A 17005-nucleotide genomic window follows, 5' to 3' on the forward strand; every position below is an offset into this window, starting at 1 on the left:
GTTACTCCAACAGCTCTCGGATTACCGCGTTGAGCACGGCGCGCCCGTTTGAAGTGGCGCGCAATTGATTGCGATCAAGGGTTAGCATGCCCAGATCGATCAGCGAATCAAGTTTGTCATGCGAAAGCTCTTCACCTGCAAGCAGAGTGTATCTGTCTATATTTAGGCCCTCGACCAAACGTAGACACATCATAAGGTATTCTGAGGCTTGTTCACGTTGGCTAAGCTCGAACCGATTGCTTTCGCCGTGCCCATTGGAGGCAGCCGTCAGCCATTTGTTTGGTGAAAGATGAGTTTCCGTCGCGAATTTCCGGCGATCCAGGGTGATCCGACCGTGTGCGCCGGGTCCAATACCGATGTAGTCACCATAGCGCCAATAGATGAGGTTATGCCGTGATTCCGCTCCGGGCCGGGCGTGGTTTGAGATCTCATAGGCAGGCAGCCCATGCGCTTCGCAGATTTCCTGCGTCGCCAGATACATATCCGCAGCGTTGTCGTCCTCGGGCAGACCGCGCAGCTTGCCCAGGGCATAGCGATCACCAAACGCTGTGCCTTCCTCAATGGTCAGTTGGTATAGCGACAGGTGATCAACTGCCATCGATAGCGCCTCGGTCAGCTCAGCACGCCAGGCGTCCAGAGTTTGATGCTGGCGGGCATAGATCAGATCAAAGCTCACACGGTCAAAGCAAGAGCGCGCGATATCGAAGGCAGCGCGAGCCTCGGCAACCGTGTGAATGCGCCCCAGACGACGCAGGTCATCGTCGTTCAAGGCCTGAACACCCATCGAGATGCGGTTCACGCCCGCATCATGATAGGCCGCGAACCGCCCGGCCTCGACCGAGCCTGGATTGGCCTCAAGCGTGATTTCCATATCGTTGGCCGATCGCCAAAGGGCGCGGGCCTTGTCGATGATGGTGGCGACGGTCTCGGGGGCCATCAGTGATGGAGTTCCGCCGCCAAAGAAGATTGTGTTCAAAACCCGGTCAGGAGTTTCGATGGCCGAGCGGCTCAGTTCACTGAGATAACACTCAAGCCATTGTTTTTGATTAATATTCTTGGAAACGTGGCTGTTGAAATCGCAATAGGGGCACTTGGCCTCGCAAAAGGGCCAATGCACATAAAGGCCAAAGCCCCCGTTTCGCCAATCATCCGCCAAAGCAGCCTTTCACGAACATCTCCACCGCGCGCCCGCGATGGCTGATCTTGTTCTTTTCCCAGCGATCCATTTCGGCAAAGGTAATGTCGTGCCCCTCAGGGACAAACATCGGGTCATAGCCGAACCCGTCCTTGCCACGGATCGGCCAAATCAGGTGACCGGGCGCGATGCCCTCGAACACTTCGTCATGCCCGTCGGGCCAGGCCAGAACCAGTGTGCAGCGAAACTGGGCCATACGCGGGTGGGGGGCGTTTTTCACCTCTAGCTCATTATGGGCGCGAGTCATCGCCATCAGGAAATCGCGGCCACTGCCGGTTTCGGCCCAATCGGCGGTGTAAACACCGGGTGCGCCATCCAATGCATCGATGGTGATCCCGGAATCGTCCGACAAGGCAGGTAGGCCGGTCGCCTTTGCAGCTGCGTGGGCCTTGATCCGGGCGTTGCCGACGAAAGTGTCTTCGGTCTCTTCCGGTTCGGGCAGGTTCATTTCGCCCGCGCCGACAATCGTTACGCCAAAGGGCTCAAGCAGATGCGCCATCTCCTCGAGCTTGCCTTTGTTGTGGGTGGCGACCAGCAGTCGATCACCTTCGAACCTGCGAGTCATGCGGTTGCAGCTTTCTGGACAGCAGCAAGTTCACCCACGCCTTTCTCGGCCAGGTCCATCAGTTGATCCATTTGCGCGCGGCTGAAAACGGATCCTTCGGCGCTCATCTGCACTTCGATCAGCTTGCCCGAGCCGGTCATGATGAAATTGCCGTCAACGCCAGCTTCGCTATCTTCGGGATAGTCCAGATCTAGCACGGGCTGACCGGCATAAATTCCGCAGGAAACGGCCGCAACAGGGTCTAACAAAGGGTCGGATATCACATCGCCCGTTTTCATCAGCTTGTTCACGGCAAGGCGCAGCGCTACCCAACCGCCAGTGATCGAGGCACAGCGGGTGCCGCCGTCGGCTTGAATGACATCGCAGTCGACGGTGATCTGACGCTCACCCAACGCAACCCGATCCACACCGGCGCGGAGGGCGCGGCCGATCAGGCGTTGAATCTCAACCGTGCGGCCACCTTGCTTGCCGCTGGCAGCCTCGCGCCGCATCCGCGTATTGGTCGCACGGGGCAGCATGCCATATTCAGCGGTGACCCAGCCCAGGCCCGAGCCCTTTATAAAAGGCGGCACCCGATCCTCAATTGTGGCGGTGCACAGCACATGCGTGTCGCCCATCTTGATCAGGCAAGAGCCTTCGGCATGTTTGGTGAACCCCGTTTCAATTGAAACGGCGCGCATTTCGTTTAGATCACGTCCTGAGGGTCGCATGAGAAATCCTTTATCTGCTGGGTTGGGGATACCGTCCTGCGGCGTTACGATGCAAGCCCGATTGACCTTTCATTTGCCTGCGATTTAATGACGATCCAGCAGAGGGCCGCCGATGAGCGAAGCAAGCAAAATTCTGGACGAGATGAATGACCGGTCGCGTGAGGTGTTCCGGTTGATTGTCGAAAGCTATCTGGAAAGCGGTGAACCCGTGGGCAGCCGGACTCTGACGCGCACATTGTCCGAGAAAGTCAGTGCTGCGACCGTACGCAATGTGATGCAGGATCTTGAATTTCTGGGTTTGCTCGACAGTCCGCATGTCAGCGCTGGTCGAATTCCAACACAGCAGGGGCTGCGCATGTTCGTGGACGGATTGCTGGAAATGGGCGATCTGGGTGCGGATGATCGGCAGAAGCTGGACGAAACACTAGGCTCTAACGCAGGCGATGTGGGTGGTATGCTCGATCGCGTGGGCGCGGCGCTATCACACGTGACACAAGGGGCTTCGCTGGTTCTGACGCCAAAGCATGAGGCCGAGATCAAGCATATCGAATTCGTCTCGCTTGGGCATGACCGGGCCTTAGTGGTTTTGGTGTTTTCGGACGGGCAGGTGGAAAACCGGCTGTTTACACCTCCGCCTGGCCAAACACCCAGTTCGATGCGCGAGGCAGCCAATTTTCTGAATGCACTCATCGAAGGTCGAACGCTGGGCGAAGTGCGGCGGCAGATGCTGTCACAGATCGACGCGCGGAAACAGGAAATCGATGTTCTGGCGCGTGAGATGGTCGAGAGCGGCATTGCCGCTTGGGACGGGGACGGCGGCGACTCGGCCCGGCTGATCGTGCGCGGGCGGGCGAATCTGTTAAATGAGCCGGGTCAGGCAGAAGAACTTGATCGAATCCGCACCCTGTTTGACGACCTTGAACGCAAACGCGATATCGCCGAATTCCTTGAATTGACCGAAGAAGGCGAAGGTGTGCGCATTTTTATTGGCTCTGAGAACAAACTTTTCTCACTTTCGGGTTCCTCTTTGGTGGTGTCTCCATATATGAACGCTGATCGTAAGATAATCGGTGCGGTTGGGGTCATTGGACCCACACGTCTGAATTACGGGCGAATCGTACCAATCGTGGATTATACGGCGCAACTGGTCGGCAAGCTGATTTCCGACCGGAGCTAGAGGGTAAGAGATGGCAGAGCCCAAGAACGAAGATTTTCTGGACGACATCATGTCCGCCGAGGCGGAAGAGTTTGCCGAAGATTTTGCTGAGATCAGCGATGAGGCGCTTGAGGTCGATCAACTGCGTGCTGAGCGCGATGATTACAAAGACAAGTTCATGCGTGCGCTGGCCGATGCCGAAAATGCGCGCAAGCGTGGCGACAAGGCGCGTCGGGATGCGGAACAGTATGGCGGGTCAAAACTGGCCCGCGATATGCTTCCGGTTTACGACAATATGAAACGCGCGCTTGAGGCCGCAACGGATGAGCAGAAAGAGGTTGCCGCCGGTTTGCTGGAAGGTGTCGAGTTGACCATGCGCGCGCTGAAGGATGTGTTCCAGAAGCATGGGATTGAGGTGATTACGCCTCAGGTCGGGGACAGGTTCGACCCGAATGTGCATGAGGCGATGTTCGAGGCCCCTGTGCCCGGAACCAAGGCCGGCGACATCATTCAGGTGTCGGCAGAAGGCTTCATGCTGCACGACAGGTTGTTGCGTCCGGCGCAGGTTGGGGTGTCGTCAACGCCCGCAAGCTGAACAGTTCCTGGGTCAACCGGGTTCGAGGCGGTCAGGATCTGGCCGCCTCTTTCAGTTTGTAGATCAAGTCCAAGGCTTCGCGGGGGCTGAGTTCATCTGGAAGGATGGTTTCCAGCATATCAGCAACGGGCGAGGTTTTTGGCGCAGGGGGAGGCGGCGGCGCAGCTGAAAACAGGGGCAGATCGTCGATCAGTGCTTTCTGCTTACCGCCTTCACGTTCGGTTTTTTCTAATTGATCCAACACGATACGGGCGCGGTCCACGACCGAGGTGGGCAAGCCAGCCAATTGTGCAACCTGGACGCCGTAAGACCGATCGGCAGCGCCTTTATGTACCTCATGCAGAAAGATGACTTCACCCTCCCATTCTTTGACTGCAACGGTCGCGTTTTCTACACCGTTCAGACTTCCAGCGAGTGCAGTTAATTCGTGGTAGTGGGTGGCGAACAATGCGCGGCATTGGTTTGCCGCGTGTAGGTGTTCCAATGTGGCCCAGGCAATGGAAAGGCCGTCGTAGGTCGCGGTGCCTCGGCCGATCTCATCAAGGATTACGAGCGCGCGGTCGTCGGCCTGATTCAGAATAGCTGCGGTTTCGACCATTTCGACCATAAAGGTCGAGCGGCCCCGCGCCAGATCGTCTGACGCTCCGACGCGGCTGAACAATTGACTGACTAATCCGATTTGCGCCCGTTCCGCCGGAACATAGCTGCCCATCTGCGCCAGTAGGGCGATCAGCGCATTCTGGCGCAGGAAGGTTGATTTACCGGCCATGTTGGGACCGGTGAGCAACCAAATTGCAGCGCCTGCATCGGCGCTCAGATCGCAGTCGTTGGCGATGAAAGCATCGCCGCTTTGCTGCCTCAGGGCATGCTCGACCACCGGGTGACGGCCTCCTTTGATGTCGAATGCGCGTGACCCGTCGACCTTTGGACGGCACCAGCTTTCGCCGCGAGCCAGATCGGCGAGTGCAGTGGTCAAATCCAGCTCAGCCAGTCCGCGCGCGGCTTGATTCAATCGGGCGGCAAGATCCAGAACGGCCCCAGAAAGCCTTTGATAGAGCCGTTTTTCGATCTCTAGCGCGAGATTTCCGGCATTCAGAATCCTTGTTTCGATCTCGGACAGCTCCACCGTGGTGAAGCGCACCTGATTGGCGGTGGTTTGGCGGTGGATATAAGTCTCGCTAAATGGCGGGTTCAACATTTTCTCGGCATGGGTTGCCGTGGTCTCGATGAAGTAGCCAAGCACATTGTTGTGTTTGATCTTCAGTGACGTGATGCCGGTATGCTCGGCGTATTTCTGTTGGAAACCTGCGATGACCGAACGGCCTTCGTCACGCAAGGTGCGCGCTTCGTCCAATTCGCTATCAAACCCGGGGGCGATAAAGCCGCCATCGCGGGCCAGCAAGGGTGGATCGGCAACCAATGCTTCGTCCAGCAAGGTCAACAGATCGTCAAATCCGACAAGGTTCTGGGCGGCAGTGGCCAGCAGAACAGGCAGATCCTGTGAGGCACAGGTTTCGGCGATTGTTGCGGCTTGTTCCAATCCATTGCGGATAGCGGCCAGATCACGCGGGCCGCCCCGGTCCAGCGAAAGCCGGGACAGGGCACGATCCAGATCAGGTGTTTTGCGCAAAGCTTCGCGCAGGTCCGAGGCGATCAGGCTGTCTTCGACTGCGAAAGATACCGCGTCCAGCCGGGCGTGGATCACGTCCAGATTGCGTGATGGGCTTGATAGACGCTGTTCTAGCAGCCGCGCGCCACCTGGCGTAACGGTGCGATCGACCACCGACAGCAACGACCCGGCGCGCCCGCCCGAGAGCGACCGGGTCAGTTCCAGATTGCGCCGCGTGGCAGCATCGATCTGAACCACACGATCTTCGGATTCCTTCAGGGGTGTTTGCAACAGGGGCAGTTTGCCCTTTTGCGTGATCTCCAGATAATCGATCAGCGCGCCCATGGCTGAAACCTCGGCGCGCCCGAAGTTCCCGAATGCATCCAGTGCGCCCACATGAAACAACCCGCAGATGCGTTTCTCGGCTGCAGCGCTGTCAAAACTGGCGCGTCCGACAGGGGTGAGCGATATGCCAAGGTCCATGACGGTTTCATGCAGCTTTTCCTCGGACCCATCGGCCACGATCAGCTCGGACGGGGCCAGCCGAGCGAGTTCAGGGCTCAACCGGATTGACGTCAGCGGCATCACGTGAAACGCACCGGTTGAGATATCGGCCCAGGCCAGTGCGGCTTCGTCCCGAACCTCGGCATAGGCGGCCAGAAAGTTGTGCCGCCGCGCCTCTAGCAGGGCATCTTCGGTCAGTGTGCCGGGCGTCACCAGACGCACAACACCGCGCTTTACCACCGATTTAGAGCCTCTTTTCTTGGCTTCCGCCGGGCTTTCCATCTGCTCGCAGACCGCGACGCGGAATCCTTTGCGGATCAGGGTCAGCAAGTAGCCCTCGGCAGAATGCACCGGCACGCCGCACATCGGGATATCGTCGCCATTGTGTTTGCCGCGCTTGGTCAGCGCGATATCCAACGCCTCAGCCGCGTTCACCGCATCCTCGAAGAACATCTCGTAGAAGTCGCCCATGCGGTAAAACAGCAGGGCATCTACATGAGCCTCTTTGATCTCAAGGTACTGCGCCATCATCGGCGTGACTGTGGACAAATTCGGCCCCCTTCTGGCGTGTTCCGGGCGCGACCTTACAAATCCCGCATCTTCAGTAAAAGGTGAAAACTCATTCTCGTTGAGGCGCGGCCCCGCCTGCGTTATGAGGCAAAAGCCCCAAAGTCATGGAAACGACCTGTAAGATGCCCAAAGCGAAGATCACCAAAGAAGAGGCGCTGGCCTTTCACCTAGACCCGACCCCCGGCAAGTGGGAGGTGCAGGCCACCGTACCCATGACCACGCAGCGCGATCTTTCGCTAGCTTACAGCCCTGGCGTTGCGGTTCCCTGTGAAGCCATCGCTGAAGCACCAGAGACGGCGTATGACTATACAAACAAAGGCAATCTGGTTGCCGTGATCTCGAACGGGACCGCCGTTCTGGGCCTTGGAAATCTGGGTGCGCTGGGCTCAAAACCGGTGATGGAAGGCAAATCGGTCCTGTTCAAGCGCTTCGCTGATGTGAACTCGATCGATATCGAGCTGGATACCGAAGACCCGGACGAGTTCTGTCGCGCTGTGCGCCTGATGGGTCCGACCTTTGGCGGTATTAATCTGGAAGATATCAAAGCACCCGAATGTTTCATCATCGAACAACGCTTGAAGGAAGAGATGGATATCCCGGTCTTCCACGATGATCAGCATGGCACAGCAGTGATTTGTGCGGCGGGCCTGCTTAACGCGTTGCATATCTCGGGCAAGAAGATCGAAGATGTAAAAATCGTCCTGAACGGGGCAGGCGCTGCAGGAATTGCCTGTATCGAACTGCTCAAGGCCATGGGTGCACGGCATGAGAATTGCATCGTCTGCGACACCAAAGGCGTGATTTATCAGGGCCGGACCGAGGGTATGAACCAGTGGAAGTCGGCCCATGCCATCACGACTGATCTTCGCACTTTGGAAGAGGCCATGAAGGATGCGGATGTATTTCTGGGCGTGTCGGTCAAAGGGGCGGTGACACAAGACATGGTCGCCAGCATGGCTGACAATCCGGTGATTTTCGCCATGGCGAACCCTGACCCGGAAATCACCCCGGAAGAGGCGCACGAGGTGCGCGTTGATGCGATCGTCGCGACGGGCCGTAGCGATTATCCGAATCAGGTGAATAACGTTCTGGGTTTTCCCTACCTGTTCCGTGGTGCGCTGGATATTCATGCCCGTGCGATCAATGACGAGATGAAAATCGCCTGCGCCCACGCTCTGGCGCGATTGGCACGTGAAGATGTTCCGGATGAGGTCGCCATGGCGTATGGCAAGTCGCTGACTTTTGGGCGCGACTACATCATCCCAACGCCTTTTGATCCGCGCCTGATCCACCGTATCCCGCCTGCGGTTGCCAAGGCTGGTATGGATACCGGCGCGGCGCGACGTCCGATCATCGATATGGACGCTTATGAGCTGAGCCTGAAATCCCGCATGGACCCGACCGCAAGCATCTTGCGCGGCTTGAACGCGCGGGCGCGTCAGGCGCAAAGCCGGATGATCTTTGCCGAGGGCGACGATCCGCGCGTATTGCGCGCGGCCGTTATGTATCAACGCTCGGGCTTTGGTAAGGCTCTGGTTGTGGGCCGGCCAGACGACGTAAAGGAAAAGCTCGAATCCGCTGGTCTTGGGGACGCGGTGCGTGAAATTGATGTGGTGAATGCCGCCAATACCGCGCATCTCGAGGCCTATAAGGATTTTCTGTATCAGCGCCTGCAGCGTAAGGGCTTCGATCACAAAGATATTCACCGACTCGCTGCACGGGATCGGCATGTGTTTTCGTCTTTAATGCTGGCGCATGGTCATGCGGATGGTCTGGTGACAGGGGCCACTCGTAAGTCGGCGCATGTGCTGGACCGTATCAACCATGTGTTCGATGCGGATGCCGCCCATGGCGCGGCGGGGGTTACCGCATTGCTGCACAAAGGACGGATCGTTCTGATTGGCGACACGCTGGTGCATGAATGGCCGGACGAGAACGATCTGGCCAATATCGCTGAACGCGCCGCAGCCGTGGCGCGCCACATGGGGCTAGAGCCCCGGGCGGCCTTTGTCAGTTTCTCGACCTTCGGTTACCCGGTGTCTGAACGTGCTGAGAAGATGCACCGTGCTCCGGCGGTGCTGGACGAGCGCGGCGTCGATTTCGAGTACGAGGGCGAGATGACGGTTGATGTCGCCCTGAATGTTGATCAGCAGGAAGCCTATCCGTTCCAACGACTGACCGGACCAGCCAATATCCTGATTGTTCCTGCACGACACTCGGCCTCGATTTCGACCAAACTGATGCAGGAAATGGGCGGCGCTACCGTGATCGGCCCGATCCTGTCCGGCGTCGACAAGCCGATCCAGATCTGTTCGACGGTCTCGACCGCAAATGACATTCTGAACATGGCCATCCTGGCCTCCTGCGATATCGGGTAAATCATGACAATCTGGAACCTTGGCTCAATCAACGCGGATATGGTCTATGCCCTGCCGCATTTGCCCGAAGCGGGTGAGACACTGGCGGCCAGCAGGCTACAGAGGTTTCTGGGTGGCAAGGGCGCCAACATGTCTGTGGCGTCTGCACGAGCCGGATCGCGGGTATCCCATATCGGCGCGGTGGGCGCGGATGGCCTTTGGGCACGGGACCGGCTGACCGAATATGGCGTGGACACGCGGCATATTGCCGAGGTGGATGTGCCGACCGGTCACGCCATCATCGCAGTAGATGCGCAGGGTGAAAACCTGATCGTTCTGTATCAAGGCGCCAACCATGCCATCTCGAACGACCAAATTGGGCAGGCGTTGTCCTCGGCTGTTTCAGGTGATCTGCTGGTGATGCAGAACGAAACCAATGCGCAGATTGAGGCCGCTAAACTAGGTTGTGAAATGGGGCTGACCGTCTGTTACGCCGCCGCCCCATTTCAAGCAGACGCAGTTCAAGCGGTTCTACCGTATTTGGATTTTCTGATCCTCAACGAAGTCGAGGCCGAGCAATTGCAGGATGCAACGGGTCTCGCCCCTTCAGACCTGCCGGTCGAACATGTGATCGTCACCTTTGGCTCAAAAGGTGCGCGCTACTATCAGCAAGATCATCAACCCCAAGCGTTTCAGGCCCATAAGGTCAATGCTGTGGATACCACCGGGGCAGGTGACACATTCACCGGCTATGTGTTGGCTGGAATGGACCGGGGTATGCCGATGGCGCAGGCGATTACCCAAGCAAACCGTGCCGCGGCCCTGATGGTCACGCGGCACGGCACTGCAGATGTCATTCCTGATCTGAAAGAGGTGCGCGAAGCGCAGTTTGACTAGGACCCCGCAAAGGGCGCTTCGTTGCCCCACAATTGTTTGACCCGCGCATCGCGACCGCAGGCTTCGCGGTAGGCCTTATAGGCGTTCTTTTGGCGCTTGGGGCCAAAGCGGGTCAATACCAGCTTGCTACCCTTGTAATAATCCTGGTGATACGCCTCGGCTGGATAAAACGTTCCGGCTTGCAGGATCGGCGTGACCACAGTCTGCCCCAGCGCGTTTTGTGCGCTGGTCTTGGCTTGCTGTGCCTGCGCCTTTTCCCCTTTGTTAGAGACGAAAATTGCTGTGCGATAGCTGTCGCCGCGATCGCAGAACTGGCCGCCCGCATCCGTGGGATCGACTGAGCGGAAGAACATGTTCAGCAAGGTTGCACGGGAAACGCGGGCGGGATCGAAGGTGATCTGGACCGCCTCGTAATGCCCTGTTCCGCCTTTCGAGACCTGATCATAGGTGGGACTATCCGTCTTGCCACCGGTATAGCCCGAGACCGCGCCGATCACGCCGGGCACGGATTCGAAATCGGATTCCACGCACCAGAAACAGCCACCGGCGACTGTTAGCGTCTCAGTGCCAGCGGCCGGAGCAGGTAAGGCGCGCAGCATTGCTGCCAACAAGATCAGCACAAACAGAAGTGAAGGTTTCAGGCGATCAAGGTAAGTGATCCGGGTCATGGCAGGTCTCCTTCCGAAACCAAGCTGCCCGCAGATTTTTGTGCTTGCAATGCGCTGACATGATTTGTCACGCGCTGGTGAGACGAGTTTATCAGCCCAGCAGCTGCCCCAGCTTCATCGCAACACCCATGTTGCCCGAGATTTTCAGTTTGCCCAGCGCAACCCCGGTCGTTGGGTTCAGCTTACCGGTCAGCAACTTAGAGAGGTTCTCGCGTGAGATGCGGATGGTGCAGTCTGTGTCCCGATCCTGGGTTGAGGCAGTATTCTCCGCCAGAACGATCACACCCTCATCACCACAATCGAACTTAAGCGATCCGTCAAAGCTTTTGCCGTTCAAACCCTTTTGAATTCCGTCGGCGATGTCTTGCAGCATTATCCGTCCTTCCCTGGTTGACGTATGCGTAAAGACAATTTCCTGATCCGGGCAAGCCCGACCCGACGGAAACCCGGCAAAGAAAAACCCCGGTGCCTGATCAGACACCGGTGCCAGATCTAAAATTCTGAACGCTTACTTGCTCAGCCGTTTGTCACGCGCGGCCAGAAGCTTCAGGCGCAGTGCGTTCAACTGGATGAAGCCTGCCGCATCTTTCTGGTCATATGCACCAGCGTCTTCCTCAAAGGTCACGTGCGCCTCGGAGTACAGCGAATGATCCGACCAGCGGCCCACGGTTGAGGCAAGACCTTTGTACAGTTTCACGCGAACGGTGCCGGTGACATGCTCTTGCGATTTGTCGATGGCCGCCTGCAGCATCTCACGCTCGGGGCTGTACCAGAAGCCGTTATAGATCAGCTCGGCATATTGCGGCATCAATTGGTCTTTCAGGTGCATCGCGCCCCGGTCCATGGTGATGGATTCGATGCCACGATGTGCTTCCAGCAGGATGGTGCCGCCGGGAGTTTCGTAGATGCCGCGCGATTTCATGCCCACGAACCGGCCTTCAACCAGGTCCAAACGACCGATGCCGTGCTTGCCGCCATATTCGTTCAGCTTGGTCAGGATGGTCGCGGGGCTCATCGCCTCGCCATTGATGCTGACCGCGTCGCCTTTTTCAAAACCGATCTCGATAAACTCCGGCTCGTTCGGCGCATCCTCGGGGTGGACAGTGCGTTGATAGACATAGTCGGGTGCCATATCGGCGGGGTCTTCCAGAACCTTACCCTCGGACGAGGTGTGCAGCAGGTTGGCGTCAACCGAGAAGGGCGCTTCGCCGCGCTTGTCCTTGGCGATCGGGATCTGGTTCGCCTCGGCAAATTCCAACAGCTTGGTACGGCTGGTCAGGTCCCACTCACGCCACGGCGCGATCACCTTGATTTCGGGATTCAGTGCGTAAGCAGCCAGTTCAAAACGAACCTGATCGTTGCCCTTGCCAGTCGCGCCGTGGGCCACAGCGTCAGCACCGGTCGCTTCGGCGATCTCGACCAGACGTTTCGAGATCAGAGGCCGTGCGATCGAGGTGCCCAGCAGGTACAGCCCTTCGTACTGTGCATTGGCGCGGAACATCGGGAAGACAAAGTCGCGAACGAATTCCTCGCGAATATCTTCGATATAGATGTTCTCGGGCTTGATCCCCAGCAGCTCGGCTTTCTTGCGGGCGGGTTCCAGCTCCTCGCCCTGACCCAGATCGGCGGTGAAGGTCACGACCTCACAGCCATACTCGGTCTGCAGCCATTTCAGAATGATCGAGGTATCAAGGCCACCGGAATAGGCCAGAACAACTTTCTTGGGCGCGGACATCTGACTTCCCTTTATGCGTAGAACGACTGGCCCCTAACGGGTTTTGGGCGTGGGGGCAAGCTGTGTGGATTGACGCAGCCCGGGAATTGGGGTGAAACGGGCGGATAGAGAACAAGGATTGGTTGAGAGGGCGGTATTTATGCTGGGATTAGAGATTTTCGTGCATTCGGTGAGGATGGTTCTTAGGAACCTGACGCAGGCGCTACAGATTTCAGTCGTACCGGCGCTCATTGGCGGCTTTTTAGCCATCGGCCTGTTCTTCCTGTTTGGCATCCCTTTCGAAGAATTCAACAGTGAAACCAATGGCTTCCCTGAAGGCGTAACGGCCGCCTCCTTCACCGGATTTCTGCTCTGCCTTATGGCCGTTGTCTTTGGGGTCATGCTGTGGATTGTCGTGTCGTGGCACCGTTTTGTTCTACTTGAGGAATATCCAAGCGGTTTGGTTCCGCCTTTCAGGTTCGACCGTGTGCTCGCCTATTTCGGACGCCTTCTGATGCTCGGCCTAATCGCTCTTATCATCATGATACCGGGAGCGCTGATCATGGGCATGATGGCGCAATCCTCTGTGGCGCTGGGAATTCTGGTTTGGCTGGGTTTGATCATCTTTCTCACGATCGGATTCTATCGGGCCTCCCCGATTTTACCCGGCGCAGCGATCGGAAAACCAATAAAGCTGTCTGAAGCGTGGCAAGCAACCTCGGGCGCAAGCGGAGCCATCGCACTTCTGGTCGTCTTGTCGATCCTCTTTCAATTGTTGCTTCAGTTGATGGCGTCTTTGCTGCTTTTCGTCCCGATCATCGGTGTCTTGATTGTCTTGTTTGCGAGCATGCTGATCGTCCCATTGATCAATGTCAGTATCTTGACGACGATCTATGGTGTGTTCATCGAAAAGCGTGAGCTGGCCTAAGCCCGTACACATATGTATTCCTTGCCCTTTCGACGATGATGGGGCAGGGAATCCAACATGACTGATTTCACGACCCGCGCCCGCGCTGCCGAAAAGGCAATGCGCTCAGTGTTTCCGGCAACTCCGTTGCAGCGGAACGCCCATCTGTCCGACCGTTACGGCGCGGATATCTGGCTCAAGCGCGAAGACCTCAGCCCGGTGCGGTCGTATAAAATCCGCGGTGCGTTCAATGCGATGCGCAAGCAGCAGGGGCAGGACCTTTTCGTTTGCGCCAGCGCTGGCAACCATGCGCAGGGCGTGGCCTATATGTGTAAGCATCTGGGTGTGCGGGGTGTGATCTTCATGCCGGTGACCACGCCGCAGCAGAAGATCCAGAAGACGCGCATTTTCGGCGGCGACAATATCGAGGTTCACCTGATCGGTGACTATTTCGATGACACGCTGGCTGCGGCGCAAAGCTGGTGCGCAGAACAGGGCGGATATTTCCTGTCTCCGTTCGATGATGCGGATGTGATTGAGGGGCAGGCCTCATTGGCGGTTGAGATCGAAGAGCAATTGGGCCGAGTGCCCGATCATGTAATTCTGCCGGTCGGCGGCGGCGGTATGTCTTCGGGGGTGGCGACCTGGTTCGGGGACCGGGCGCATTGCCTGTTCGTGGAACCGGCCGGCGGGGCGTGTTTGCGCGCGGCGCTGGCAGCGGGGCACCCGGTGGCGCTGGATCATGTGGATACATTTGTTGATGGCGCAGCAGTAGGCCGGATTGGTGAGAAACCGTTTGAATTGCTGAAATCGCGGCATCTGTCGGATGTGCTGACTTTGTCCGAAGACCGCATCTGTACCACCATGATCGAGATGCTGAATGTCGAGGGCATCGTTCTGGAACCTGCCGGTGCGTTGGCGGTTGAGGCTGTGGGTGACGTGCAAAGCTTTGTGCGTGGCAAGACGGTGGTCTGTGTCACCTCGGGCGGGAACTTCGATTTCGAGCGTTTACCAGAGGTCAAAGAGCGTGCGCAGCGTTATTCCGGGGTCAAGAAATACTTAATCCTTCGCCTGCCGCAGCGTCCTGGCGCTTTGAAAGAATTTCTGGGTATTCTGGGGCCCGAAGACGATATCGCACGGTTCGAATACATGAAGAAATCGGCGCGCAACTTTGGCTCGGTCCTGATCGGAATCGAAACGCGAAAGCCTGAGAACTTCATGCGCCTGTTTGCGCATCTGGATGAAGCCGGGTTCACTTATACGGATATCACCGAAGATGAGACGCTGGCACAGTTTGTGATCTAGCGCAGGTTTTCGGCCAGACCGGCCTGAAACAGTTTTTTCGACTCGTCGTAGGCCGCGATAATCGCCAGCAAATCAACGGCGGCGCTTTCACCTGCGGCTGCGCGTCGCTCACCGTCTTGGCACAGTTTCGAGAAACTATCAAAGCCAAGACTCAGCGCGCTGCCCTTCAGGAAATGCAGGTTCTGTTCGATCTCGGAGCGGGTAGTGTCATCGCGTAGCTTAGTGATAACTTCCTGAACCTCGTCCAAAAAGATTTCGACAACCTCGGTGAACTCGTCTGCGCCGACTTCATCACGTAATTGTCTGACTCTGGACCACTGAATCATGCCACCCTCTTGCGGTTGCATATTGTTAAACCGTCACGGGTAAAGATGGGGTTAAATCGCGGCCATTTGGTTTTTCATAGGATGTTAAGCTGAGAGGCATAGCGTTGCGACAACTGGAGAGTTGAGCAAGTACAGGGACTTCATGGTGCCGGATGCCAGTCAAGTAGAGGCCCGGGTCGAGCTGGATTTTGGCGCGATCCGCAAGGTTCTTGTTGTGGACGACAGCCGTCTGCAGCGGCGGATTCTGGTGGCCTCGCTAAAAAAGTGGGGATTCGAGGTTCTTGAAGCCGACAGTGGCGAAGCCGCGATAGAGCTTTGCACCTCGGACCCACCTGATCTTGTTCTAAGCGACTGGGTCATGCCAGGTATGGGCGGGCTTGAGTTCTGTCGCGCCTTCCGAGAGCTGGACAGTGAGCAATATAGCTATTTCATTCTTCTGACCTCAAAAAGCGAAAAGCAGGAGGTCGCACGCGGTCTGGACGCTGGGGCAGACGATTTTCTGATCAAGCCGCTTGAGGCTGATGAGCTGCGTGCTCGCATATCGGCCGGGGCGCGTATTCTTGACATGCAACGCGAATTGTCCCGAAAAAACCAGTTGATCGAAACAGCGCTGAACGAACTGAAGCTTGCCCATGATGCGATCGATAAAGATCTGATGCAGGCCCGAAAGATTCAGGACTCGCTGGTGCCCGAATTGAAGGGAACCTTTGGCAACTCACAGGTCAGCCTGCTTCTGAAACCTTGCGGTCATATCGGCGGTGATCTGGTGGGGATGTTCTCGCCCGGTGTCAATCGGCTGGGGTTTTACAGCATCGATGTCTCCGGCCACGGGATCACCTCTGCGATGATGACGGCACGGCTGGGCGGGTATCTGTCCAGCACGCATTTCGATCAGAACATTGCGATGGAGCGTCGTTTCAATAAATTCTACGCCCTTCTGCCACCCGAAGAGGTCGCGTCGCTGCTTAATTCGCGTCTGATCGCCGATGCCGGGATCGAAGAGTATTTCACCATGGTCTATGCCATCATCGATCTGCGCAACGGACATCTGAAAATGGTGCAGGCCGGACACCCGCATCCGCTGTTGCTGCGCCGTGATGGCAAAACCGAGTTTCTGGGCGAAGGCGGGTTGCCCATTGGTCTGCTGCCTGAGGCGCAGTTTCAGCAGACGGAAACCTATATGCAACCGGGCGACAAGCTGCTCTTGCATTCGGACGGGTTCACCGAATGCCAGCTCGCCGACGGCAGTCTGCTGGATGATGACGGGTTGAAGGCGATGGCTGTTGAATGCGCCGCCGATCACGGTGGACCGGAATTTCTGGATGACATGTTCTGGCGTCTTACACAGGTGATGTCACCGGACAGCGGAATTGCGGATGATGTCTCTGCAGTGTTTTTTGAATATAACGGACCTTAAAGCCCATGCAGGTGGCGCTGGGCGAAATGGGCGTCGCCCTCGTTGCCCAACAGATGAACGGCATCTGCGGTCTCCATCCAAATGGCCTCGTGAAGGTCTTCGGTCGGAGGGCCTAGGCGTCTGACCGGGTGGGCGCGGTAAATCAGGCAGACCTTCTCGGCCCACAGATCGTATTCCGGCATGTAGGTATATCGACGAAACGCACCCACTCTCCGGGGCGCGGCGATCAGCCAGCCGGTTTCTTCGTAAACCTCACGGTGAAGCGCTGTAGTGGGTGATTCCCCCGGATCGATGCCGCCGCCCGGCAGCTGCAGATCGGGTCCGGGTTCCAGCTGACAGGTCAGCAGCAATCGGTTGCCTTGTGGCAATAGGGCATAAACGCCGACCCGCCGGGTGTATTTTCGCTCTGCCTCGGGGCTTTCACCGAACCGTCTGATCATGTAAGGCCCCTTTCAACCCAAACTGTTCAACCTATATGGTGGCGGTATGCCAACCTGTGGCGCTTAAGGA

At 57.3% G+C, this 17005-nt stretch carries 16 protein-coding genes; 7 read left to right on the plus strand and 9 right to left on the minus strand.

Going from position 1 to position 17005, the window contains the following annotated elements; all coding sequences use genetic code 11:
• Position 1 precedes the first annotated feature (1 nt).
• From hemW to rph, 3 genes are read right to left on the minus strand one after another with little or no spacing between them, the layout of a single operon-like run.
• Entirely contained in the window at positions 2 to 1156 is a 1155-nt protein-coding gene (gene hemW / locus ACR0L9_RS17945; RefSeq protein WP_480571637.1) for a radical SAM family heme chaperone HemW, read from the minus strand.
• The gene (gene rdgB / locus ACR0L9_RS17950) at positions 1146 to 1760 is read right to left on the minus strand and encodes an RdgB/HAM1 family non-canonical purine NTP pyrophosphatase (protein WP_480896328.1); all 615 of its coding nucleotides are present in this window, start codon (positions 1758 to 1760) and stop codon (positions 1146 to 1148) included. The genes hemW and rdgB overlap by 11 nt, the downstream gene beginning before the upstream one ends.
• Positions 1757 to 2470 (minus strand): ribonuclease PH, encoded by a 714-nt coding sequence (gene rph / locus ACR0L9_RS17955; RefSeq protein WP_480592860.1) that lies wholly within the window; start codon positions 2468 to 2470, stop codon positions 1757 to 1759. Before rph ends, rdgB begins: the two co-directional genes overlap by 4 nt.
• 112 nt (positions 2471 to 2582) lie before the next feature.
• On the opposite strand from rph, the gene hrcA reads away from it, so the two are divergent.
• Entirely contained in the window at positions 2583 to 3647 is a 1065-nt protein-coding gene (hrcA, locus tag ACR0L9_RS17960; protein ID WP_170399408.1) for a heat-inducible transcriptional repressor HrcA, read from the plus strand.
• A gap of 10 nt (positions 3648 to 3657) precedes the next feature.
• Complete coding sequence (locus ACR0L9_RS17965; RefSeq protein WP_170399405.1) at positions 3658 to 4221, plus strand: nucleotide exchange factor GrpE; 564 nt, start codon at positions 3658 to 3660, stop codon at positions 4219 to 4221.
• Between the two features lie 31 nt (positions 4222 to 4252).
• On the opposite strand, the gene mutS is transcribed toward ACR0L9_RS17965, so the two are convergent.
• Complete coding sequence (gene mutS, locus ACR0L9_RS17970) at positions 4253 to 6865, minus strand: DNA mismatch repair protein MutS (protein WP_480896367.1); 2613 nt, start codon at positions 6863 to 6865, stop codon at positions 4253 to 4255.
• Positions 6866 to 7026: 161 nt separating this feature from the next.
• On the opposite strand from mutS, the gene ACR0L9_RS17975 reads away from it, so the two are divergent.
• Together ACR0L9_RS17975 and ACR0L9_RS17980 are read left to right on the plus strand one after the other, a co-directional pair.
• Entirely contained in the window at positions 7027 to 9282 is a 2256-nt protein-coding gene (locus tag ACR0L9_RS17975; RefSeq protein ID WP_170466734.1) for an NADP-dependent malic enzyme, read from the plus strand.
• Positions 9283 to 9285: 3 nt separating this feature from the next.
• On the plus strand, positions 9286 to 10158 hold the full coding sequence (locus tag ACR0L9_RS17980) for a ribokinase (protein WP_480896329.1): 873 nt from the start codon (positions 9286 to 9288) through the stop codon (positions 10156 to 10158).
• Here ACR0L9_RS17980 and msrA read toward each other — a convergent pair.
• The 3 genes from msrA to ACR0L9_RS17995 form a co-directional block, all read right to left on the minus strand.
• Positions 10155 to 10826: a peptide-methionine (S)-S-oxide reductase MsrA gene (msrA, locus tag ACR0L9_RS17985; RefSeq protein ID WP_170426329.1), complete on the minus strand. Its 672-nt coding sequence runs from the start codon at positions 10824 to 10826 to the stop codon at positions 10155 to 10157. The genes ACR0L9_RS17980 and msrA overlap by 4 nt on opposite strands.
• A gap of 91 nt (positions 10827 to 10917) precedes the next feature.
• Positions 10918 to 11199, minus strand: coding sequence for an SCP2 sterol-binding domain-containing protein (locus tag ACR0L9_RS17990; RefSeq protein WP_480896330.1), 282 nt, complete (start codon positions 11197 to 11199; stop codon positions 10918 to 10920).
• Between the two features lie 135 nt (positions 11200 to 11334).
• Positions 11335 to 12561 (minus strand): argininosuccinate synthase, encoded by a 1227-nt coding sequence (locus ACR0L9_RS17995; protein ID WP_170426327.1) that lies wholly within the window; start codon positions 12559 to 12561, stop codon positions 11335 to 11337.
• A gap of 139 nt (positions 12562 to 12700) precedes the next feature.
• Here ACR0L9_RS17995 and ACR0L9_RS18000 point away from each other — a divergent pair, with 139 nt between their 5' ends.
• Together ACR0L9_RS18000 and ilvA are read left to right on the plus strand one after the other, a co-directional pair.
• On the plus strand, positions 12701 to 13468 hold the full coding sequence (locus ACR0L9_RS18000; protein ID WP_480896331.1) for a hypothetical protein: 768 nt from the start codon (positions 12701 to 12703) through the stop codon (positions 13466 to 13468).
• A 57-nt stretch (positions 13469 to 13525) separates the two neighbouring features.
• Positions 13526 to 14752: a threonine ammonia-lyase IlvA gene (gene ilvA / locus ACR0L9_RS18005; RefSeq protein WP_480896332.1), complete on the plus strand. Its 1227-nt coding sequence runs from the start codon at positions 13526 to 13528 to the stop codon at positions 14750 to 14752.
• Here the strand turns inward: ilvA and ACR0L9_RS18010 are convergent.
• Complete coding sequence (locus ACR0L9_RS18010; RefSeq protein ID WP_480592864.1) at positions 14749 to 15099, minus strand: Hpt domain-containing protein; 351 nt, start codon at positions 15097 to 15099, stop codon at positions 14749 to 14751. The genes ilvA and ACR0L9_RS18010 overlap by 4 nt on opposite strands.
• 121 nt (positions 15100 to 15220) lie before the next feature.
• On the opposite strand from ACR0L9_RS18010, the gene ACR0L9_RS18015 reads away from it, so the two are divergent.
• Positions 15221 to 16495, plus strand: a complete 1275-nt coding sequence (locus ACR0L9_RS18015; RefSeq protein ID WP_170399510.1) for a SpoIIE family protein phosphatase — start codon at positions 15221 to 15223, stop codon at positions 16493 to 16495.
• Here ACR0L9_RS18015 and ACR0L9_RS18020 read toward each other — a convergent pair.
• Positions 16492 to 16935: an NUDIX hydrolase gene (locus ACR0L9_RS18020; RefSeq protein WP_480896333.1), complete on the minus strand. Its 444-nt coding sequence runs from the start codon at positions 16933 to 16935 to the stop codon at positions 16492 to 16494. The genes ACR0L9_RS18015 and ACR0L9_RS18020 overlap by 4 nt on opposite strands.
• Between the last annotated feature and the right edge of the window lie 70 nt (positions 16936 to 17005).

This window comes from Ruegeria sp. I3, assembly GCF_056532525.1.